General features: G+C 58.3%; 7 protein-coding genes, 1 tRNA gene and 2 pseudogenes. 6 read left to right on the forward strand and 4 right to left on the reverse strand.

The window, feature by feature from the left end:
* Positions 1 to 428: 428 nt before the first annotated feature.
* From PY257_RS07320 to PY257_RS07330, 3 genes are all read left to right on the forward strand, one after another.
* Positions 429 to 504, forward strand: a tRNA-Thr gene (locus PY257_RS07320).
* 842 nt (positions 505 to 1,346) lie between these two features.
* On the forward strand, positions 1,347 to 1,709 hold the full coding sequence (locus tag PY257_RS07325; RefSeq protein WP_275740467.1) for a type II toxin-antitoxin system RelE/ParE family toxin: 363 nt from the start codon (positions 1,347 to 1,349) through the stop codon (positions 1,707 to 1,709).
* Positions 1,706 to 2,041 carry a helix-turn-helix domain-containing protein gene (locus PY257_RS07330; RefSeq protein WP_275740468.1) on the forward strand — a complete coding sequence of 112 codons (336 nt, stop codon included), beginning with the start codon at positions 1,706 to 1,708 and terminating at the stop codon, positions 2,039 to 2,041. Before PY257_RS07325 ends, PY257_RS07330 begins: the two co-directional genes overlap by 4 nt.
* A 157-nt stretch (positions 2,042 to 2,198) precedes the next feature.
* Here the strand turns inward: PY257_RS07330 and PY257_RS07335 are convergent.
* Both PY257_RS07335 and PY257_RS16330 read right to left on the reverse strand, forming a co-directional pair.
* Positions 2,199 to 2,678: pseudogene (locus PY257_RS07335) on the reverse strand (IS21 family transposase); the annotation flags it as partial.
* A gap of 78 nt (positions 2,679 to 2,756) precedes the next feature.
* On the reverse strand, positions 2,757 to 3,344 hold the full coding sequence (locus tag PY257_RS16330; protein WP_419095671.1) for a transposase: 588 nt from the start codon (positions 3,342 to 3,344) through the stop codon (positions 2,757 to 2,759).
* 640 nt (positions 3,345 to 3,984) lie between these two features.
* Between PY257_RS16330 and PY257_RS07345 the strand changes: the two genes are divergently transcribed.
* On the forward strand, positions 3,985 to 4,281 hold the full coding sequence (locus tag PY257_RS07345) for a DEAD/DEAH box helicase family protein (RefSeq protein WP_275740469.1): 297 nt from the start codon (positions 3,985 to 3,987) through the stop codon (positions 4,279 to 4,281).
* A gap of 172 nt (positions 4,282 to 4,453) precedes the next feature.
* A complete protein-coding gene (locus PY257_RS07350; protein WP_275740471.1) occupies positions 4,454 to 4,726 on the forward strand; it encodes a hypothetical protein in 273 nt (90 codons plus the stop codon).
* On the opposite strand, the gene adk is transcribed toward PY257_RS07350, so the two are convergent.
* Positions 4,723 to 5,379 (reverse strand): adenylate kinase, encoded by a 657-nt coding sequence (adk, locus tag PY257_RS07355; RefSeq protein ID WP_275740473.1) that lies wholly within the window; start codon positions 5,377 to 5,379, stop codon positions 4,723 to 4,725. The two genes, PY257_RS07350 and adk, sit on opposite strands and share 4 nt — an antisense overlap.
* Positions 5,380 to 5,515: 136 nt before the next feature.
* Between adk and PY257_RS07360 the strand changes: the two are divergent.
* Positions 5,516 to 6,014: pseudogene (locus PY257_RS07360) on the forward strand (Mu transposase domain-containing protein); the annotation flags it as partial.
* A 106-nt stretch (positions 6,015 to 6,120) separates the two neighbouring features.
* Here PY257_RS07360 and icd read toward each other — a convergent pair.
* Complete coding sequence (icd, locus tag PY257_RS07365) at positions 6,121 to 7,380, reverse strand: NADP-dependent isocitrate dehydrogenase (protein ID WP_275740475.1); 1,260 nt, start codon at positions 7,378 to 7,380, stop codon at positions 6,121 to 6,123.
* Positions 7,381 to 7,576 lie beyond the last annotated feature (196 nt).

A 7,576-nucleotide genomic window follows, 5' to 3' on the forward strand; every position in this document is an offset into this window, starting at 1 on the left:
CAGTTGCCCCAGGCCAACCGCTGGAAGGCGTTCGTGGACTATGTGGTGGCGAAAATCACCCGTCCGTTGCCGCCCTGGCTTCCGCCAGAGCCGCTCGCATTGACGGGGTAACTGCCGGATTTAGTCCCTAAGCGGCCAAGTCTTGACAGATTGTGCGAAGATTCCCGATGTACGAAAGTACATTTCGCGTCGATGACGCGATAGGAAAATTGCCTTACAACCCAATGGGTTACAACATTTCCTGGCCTTGCCAGGAACAGGTGCAAGTGGGCGCGAATCGGTGGAACGTCCAAAACTCTTGCGTACGACCGAGGGGGTATGGTTGCGTTCGCATTTCCAACCTGTTTGGTTCCGGCTCTGCCGGCTTGGGATCATTCTGAATTTCTTGCTATAATCAAAAACTGCTTCAGAAATGACGCTGATGCAACGCCGATGTAGCTCAGTTGGTAGAGCAACTCACTCGTAACGAGTAGGTCACCAGTTCGATTCCGGTCATCGGCACCAGTCAAATGTTTACGACTGTGCAGCATATGCACAAACCCAAACATTTCAATGGGTTAGGAGCGGCATGAAGGTGGTACAGTGCGCGGGATGCACGGTCATGCACAATTCATCCCCCCATATTTCCCCCACTGATTCCCCAAATGGCGACCCCCATCAAAACCGCCGCAGGTTCGTGGCGCATCCAGATCGAAGGTGAAAGGCCAGCGTGACGCCGCAACGCTCCCGACCAAGCGGGGGCGGTAGAGTGTGGGCGGCCAGGCGCACCACGGAGATGCGGGCTGCGGCGACAGGGAAGCTGGATACGGTCAAGACGGTTGCCGATGCCCTGGCTGAATACGCCGAGAAGGTGTCGCCGACTGTCCGCGCCGATCCAAATCTGAGCCACCGGGCCGACTGAACCTATTTCCGGCAGTTGAATCCCCAAAATTCGAGCAAGTGCCTGTCACGCATTGAGTTTCCATGCTTTCCAGACTCACCCAACTGGAACTGCTCTGCAGTCACGCGAAGTCTTTGGAAACCCGCATGGATATTGGGTTTCTTCAGTTTTTCGGTTGGTTCAACTGCCGGATTTAGGATGATTCCAACGTCAACTTCTTCGGTACAGTTTGGCTTCGGCATTGCCCGCTCGCTTGATCAGGATTCGATGCCTCAATTGTCGAGCACACAAGGGCAATGCCGTCCTCTTTTTGGGGTGGGGTACGGTGAAATATCCAGGCTATCCGTTTTCCATGACGGCACCCCGTCAATCTCGCGAGCGCGTCGGCCATTGATTTTGACCATCTGCTCGGGGGCGCAAGCATGCGGACATTGACCACTTATACCTGTTCATATATATTTTGACTATGCCCTCATATGAAAAGCCATTGGAATGGATCGGTAGCAGCTACAAGGACTTGATGGCATTGCCCGACGATGTGCGGCGCCACTTCGGTTTTGCTTTGTCACTGGCGCAGGTGGGCGACAAGCACGACGATGCAAAGGTGCTCAAGGGCTTTGGCGGTGCGGGTGTGCTCGAAGTGGTGGAAGACGATGTCGGTGGCACCTACCGGGCTGTCTACACCGTCAAGTTCGCTGAAGCAGTTTTTGTCCTTCACTGCTTCCAAAAGAAGAGCAAGCGCGGCATCGCTACGCCCAAAGAAGATATGGACATTGTTCACGCTCGGCTCAAGATCGCCGAAGCCTATGTGAAGGAGTTGCGCAAATGAAAATCCGGCTGATTGATAGTGTTGAAGTGCATCGTGGTTCTGGCAACGTGTTTGCCGACCTTGGCCTGGCAGAAGCAGAAAAGCTCAAGATCAAAACCGGCTTGGTCATCGAAATCAGAAAGGCCATGCGCAGTCGAGGGCTGACGCAGCAAGAAGCCGCCAAGCTGATGGGCATCACGCAGCCCAAAGTCTCCGACATGATGCGCGGCGACTTCAGCAATCTGTCCGAGCGCAAGCTGATGGATTGCCTCACTCGACTGGGCTACGACATTGAGATCAAGGTGCGGCCTGCCAAGTCGGAAGTTGGGCATCTGATGCTCGCCCCTGCTTGAGGGGCTCACGTGTCCGAGCTGGCCTCAGGGATGGGTAGTCCACTGCAAACAAATGCTGGAGTCCGAGCGGAGAAAGTGCTTGAGGCTGCGCGGCCGCTATCCCAGGATGGCCGAATCCACGCTTCTAAGCATGGCCTCGTATGCGTCCGCCAAAGGTGAACTGGTAGAGCCGGTGCGGCAAGAAGCTCCCGCCGATGGCCACGCCCAATTCATCGCACACGGTGAAGTCCGACAGGCCCAGTCGGCCCGGCGGGTGCGCTTGCGCGAAGAAGATCTCGCGCTCCTGGCCGTTGAGGGCTCGCCATTGGCGCACGCGCCGCTGCAAGGTGCGCAGCAACGAATCAGCGAACTCTCCGGGGTGGCGGCGCTGCAGTTCCTCCAGCACCGTGATGGCCATCAACGCGGGCGCCGACTCCAGCATCGGTATCACTTCGGCCTCCCAAACCTGGCTCAGCGGGTCCGCCCGCGTGCGCCAGTGGCGCGGTGGCCTTCGCGAGGGCAGGCTCACTGGGGATTCGAGCCGCCGAGCGCTGCTCACGCTGATGCCCACCTTGGCGGCGGCCGCCTCCTGCGAATGCTTGTTGCGAAGTTCCTTGTACTTGGTCACTTGATGATCCGTGATGCGTTTGCCGGGCACGGTGGTTGGCCTCCTTACTGAGGCAATCCACTGTAAAACCCGACCGCAAAACGCACCCCGGCGGTGTGCGTCAACCGCTCAAGATAGTTGTCGCTGACCGGTCAAGATAATTGTCGCTCGCCAATGGGCTGATCGTCCTCGCCCCGGGCCAGTTCGACATCCGCCTGCCACACGCAGGCGCGCTTGGCCTGCGCGCAGCAGACACCAGACGGTGGCCTCATCGGCGCATTTGGCCTGCGCCCAAGCCTCCACCGGGGTGCTGCGCGGATTCCACTTGATCAGGTAATCGACGGTGCGTCCCAACGCACTGGCGTGGGAGTGCACGGCCAGCATCAGATCCTTGCTGCAAAAGCCCGAATCGGCACGCAGCAACAAAGGCGCCGAGCTCAGCCGCGCGGCCAGCGGCAGCACATGCTCCAGGTTGTACTGGCTTTCATAGGCCGAATGCTGCGTGCCCGGGCGCAGCGCCAGCTGCAGGCAGTAGCCCTGCGTGCCCAGGTAGGCGGCCAGCGGGCAGTAGCCGTCCACCCCGGCATAGGTGCGGCCCACGCCCTCCTTGGCGCTATCGCCGTTGTCCATGGGGGAATTTGAAGTGGCCATCAGGGCAATCACCCCCCACTTTTCGAGAGAAAGCCTGTATTTGCGCGGGTAAACGTCCCCGGTCATAGGCACCAGTCAAATGTTTACGACTGAGGGACTTGCAGAATTATTTTTGCCGAAATTCGTCTAAATTTGCTTAAAATTTAAGCAAAATTTCTAAGATTTGATGAATTTTGACGAGAATTTTTAGAGGCCATTTTGGGCAAATTGATTTGGAGGCGATCTCGTGCGTTTTGAGGCGTTTTTCATGTTCAGCGTAGGGGGAGGGGTCGCAGTCTATTTTGAGCGCACGTTGGCGCGTTTAAAAAATTCATCCGAATTCTGCAAGTCCCTCGACTGTGCAGCATATGCACAAACCCAAGCTGGCAGAGCCGGAACCAAACAGGTTGGAAATGCGAACGCAACCATACTCCCTCGGTCGTACGCAAGAGTTTTGGACGTTCCACCGATTCGCGTCCACTTGCACCTGTTCCTGGCAAGGCCAGGAAATGTTGTAACCCATTGGGTTGTAAGGCAATTTGCCTATCGCGTCATCGACGCGAAATGTACTTTCGTACATCGGGAATCTTCGCACAATCTGTCAAGACTTGGCCGCTTAGTGTCTACAGGCCGTGGCCCTCACATCGGCCAGTGCCAGTCGCATCGAGCGCGACCTGCCGCACGGCGTGGGCCTCTGTTCGACCAGCACCCCATCGTGGTGGTCAGCTTGGACTACATCAAGAGCGAGCGCCACCGCGAGCACTTTTTGAGCATTGCCCCCGAATGCATCATCGTGGACGAGGCGCATACCTGTGCCAGCAGTGGCGCGGGCAAGCAACTGCGCTTCGAGTTGCTGCAGCGCCTGGCCAAAGATGCTGAACGCCACTTGCTGCTGCTCACCGCCACCCCGCACTCGGGCGACGAAGCCGCGTTTTACAACCGAGGGACTTGCAGAATTCGGATGAATTTTTTAAACGCGCCAACGTGCGCTCAAAATAGACTGCGACCCCTCCCCCTACGCTGAATATGAAAAACGCCTCAAAACGCACGAGATCGCCTCCAAATCAATTTGCCCAAAATGGCCTCTAAAAATTCTCGTCAAAATTCATCAAATCTTAGAAATTTTGCTTAAATTTTAAGCAAATTTAGACGAATTTCGGCAAAAATAATTCTGCAAGTCCCTCAACCTGCTGTCTTTGCTCGACCCCGCCTTTGTGGGCCTGCAAAGCCGCACCTCGGCCGACGACCCGCTGCGCCAGCAACTGGCCCGCCACTTCGTGCAGCGCCGTCGCAAGGACATCGTGGAATGGCAGGCCGAAACCCACGACGGCCGGGGCTTTGCCCGCCGCATGAAGACCGAGCTGACCTACAAGCTCACCGGCGACTGGGGCGCCTTTTTTGACGCGGTGCAAACCTACTGCCGCGAAATGGCCGAATCGGCCGAGTGGCCGACAATTTGGCTTCTTTAGCCGGTCAGCGCCTTCAATGCGCTCGCCGTGATGTCCTCCACGCTGCCGATGCCGCTGATCTTGCGGTAGCGGGGCGCAGCAGCGGGCTCTTCCTGCGCCCAGCGTGAGTAGTAGTCGACCAGGGGGCGGGTCTGGGCGCTGTAGACGTCGAGCCGCTTGCGCACGGTGTCTTCCTTGTCGTCCTCGCGCTGGATCAGGGGCTCGCCCGTCAGGTCGTCCAGGCCTTCGGCCTTAGGCGGGTTGAACTTGACGTGGTAGGTGCGCCCCGACGCGGGGTGCGAGCGGCGCCCGCTCATGCGCTCGATAATGGCATCGAAGGGCACGTCTATTTCGAGCACGTAATCCAGCTTCACTCCCGCCGCTTTCATGGCATCGGCCTGCGGAATGGTGCGGGGGAATCCGTCGAATAGAAAACCTTGGGCGCAGTCCGGCTGCGCGATGCGTTCCTTGACGAGGTTGATGATCAGGTCATCGCTGACTAGGCCGCCGGACTCCATGACGGACTTGGCTTGCAAACCCAGGGGCGTGCCCGCTTTGACGGCGGCGCGCAGCATGTCGCCGGTGGAGATTTGCGGTATGCCGTACTTCTGGCAGATAAAGGTCGCTTGCGTTCCTTTGCCGGCGCCGGGGGCACCCAACAGAATCAGTCTCATGGAAGTCCTAGGATGGTTTGAATTGAAATCGCCAGGCCGCACTTCCCGCCGTCCCGCTCGGTCCGCTGGGGCTTGCCTCTCGTTGCGGGCAAGGATAGCATGTGCGCCCTCGCGCACGCTGACAGGCGCGCGGGCGGCAACTGCGTGGTTACGCTGTAATGTGGTGGTGGAGAACGTGCAGGACAGCCGCTGGCGCACTGGATCGATGCGGGCCCAGATCAAGTTCGGCAGCTTCACCGAACGGCTTGGCTGGGTCAGCGCTGCCGCGCGCTGTGGGACGAGGTGCGCCACCCGGAACACACCCAGTTCAGCGTGGCCGAGATGCTCGAGCACGAGCGGGCGCACCTCATGCCCATGCCGGTGGCGTTCGATGGCTATGTCGAGAAACCCGCGCGGGTTTCCAGCACCTGCCTGGTGTCGGTGGCGCGCAACCGATATTCCGTGCCGTGCGAACGGGTGGGGCAGATGGTCAGCACGCGCTTGTACCCGGGTAGCGTGGTTATCGTGGCCCGCCACGAGCGGCTGAGCAACGCGGGCGAGATCCGGTACGACTGGCAAGTACTCAGCGGCTGCGCTGTGGTCCGCTGCGCAACCCGGGCGGTGACCGGGTGATGGCGCAGGTGCTGGCCATCGTACATGGTGTCAACTCACAGGCTGCGCCAGAAGTCGCGAGATACAAAGAAAAAAGCCCTTGGCTTCCTCACGGAAAGTCAAGGGCTCATGAGAATACAGGGAATAGCTTTACATATGGTCGATCATGACCTGCCCAAAGCCGGAGCAACTCACCTGCGTGGCGCCATCCATCAAACGCGCGAAGTCATAGGTGACTTTCTTGCTCTTGATCGACTTTTTCATGGAACTGATGATGAGATCCGCCGCCTCGGTCCAGCCTAGGTGGCGCAGCATCATCTCAGCCGAGAGGATTTCCGAGCCGGGGTTCACATAGTCCTTGCCAGCGTACTTCGGCGCGGTGCCGTGGGTGGCCTCGAACATGGCCACGGTATCGCTGAGGTTGGCGCCCGGGGCAATGCCGATGCCGCCCACTTGCGCGGCCAGGGCATCTGACACGTAGTCGCCGTTCAGGTTGAGCGTGGCAATCACGCTGTATTCGGCCGGGCGCAGCAGGATCTGCTGAAGGAATGCATCGGCGATGGAGTCCTTGATCGTGATTTCCTTGCCGGTCTTCGGGTTCTTGAACTTCATCCACGGGCCACCATCGATGAGTTCGGCACCGAATTCACGCTGTGCTAGAGCGTAACTCCAGTCGCGGAAGCCACCCTCGGTGAACTTCATGATGTTGCCTTTGTGCACGATCGTGAGACTGGGCTTGTCGTTGTCGATCGTGTACTGCAGCGCCTTGCGCACCAAGCGCTCCGTGCCCTCGCGCGAGACGGGCTTGATGCCAATGGCCGAAGTCTGCGGGAAGCGGATTTTCTTGACGCCGAATTCGTCCTGCAGGATCTTGATCAGCTTTTGGGCCTTGTCGCTTTCAGCTTCGAATTCGATGCCGGCATAGATATCCTCTGAGTTCTCGCGGAAGATCACCATGTTGGTTTTTTGCGGCTCCTTGACTGGTGAAGGGACGCCTTCGAAATACTGGATCGGGCGCAGGCAGACGTACAAGTCCAACTGCTGGCGCAGTGCCACGTTCAGAGACCGGATGCCGCCGCCCACAGGAGTGGTCAGTGGCCCCTTGATGGATACGACATACTCGCGCACGGCCTGCAGGGTCTCTTCCGGCAACCACACGTCGGGACCATAGATCTTCGTGGATTTCTCACCTGCATAGACTTCCATCCAGTGGATCTTGCGCTTGCCGCCGTAAGCTTTTGACACGGATGCATCCACGACCTTCAGCATGACTGGCGTGATATCGAGACCCGTTCCATCACCTTCGATGTACGGGATGATGGGCTGGTCGGGCACGTTGAGAGACGTGTCGGCATTGACGGTGATTTTTTGGCCTTCGCTAGGGACCTGGATGTGCTGGTAGCTGGTCATGGACATACGTCTCCGGTGAGATGCTGAAATCGCTTTCAGCGAGCGGGTTAGGCATAACCTTGGATTTTAGCTACAAAAATATGCACGGGGGCGGTCAACGCGCCAGTCAGTCTTGCGGCTTGCGGGAGCCTGTCAGAAATTTTGTGTGCAAGGCATAACATTCCACCAAAGGAGTTTTCATGCCTCGCCAATCCAA

The organism is Curvibacter soli (assembly GCF_029211125.1).
GTDB lineage: Bacteria > Pseudomonadota > Gammaproteobacteria > Burkholderiales > Burkholderiaceae_C > Curvibacter_A > Curvibacter_A soli.

Coding starts and splice junctions, on each gene's coding strand:
- PY257_RS07325 (WP_275740467.1), top strand. CDS start 1,347: ATGCCCTCATATGAAAAGCCATTGGAATGGATCGGTAGCAGCTACAAG.
- PY257_RS07330 (WP_275740468.1), top strand. CDS start 1,706: ATGAAAATCCGGCTGATTGATAGTGTTGAAGTGCATCGTGGTTCTGGC.
- PY257_RS16330 (WP_419095671.1), bottom strand. CDS start 3,344: ATGACCGGGGACGTTTACCCGCGCAAATACAGGCTTTCTCTCGAAAAG.
- adk (WP_275740473.1), bottom strand. CDS start 5,379: ATGAGACTGATTCTGTTGGGTGCCCCCGGCGCCGGCAAAGGAACGCAA.
- icd (WP_275740475.1), bottom strand. CDS start 7,380: ATGACCAGCTACCAGCACATCCAGGTCCCTAGCGAAGGCCAAAAAATC.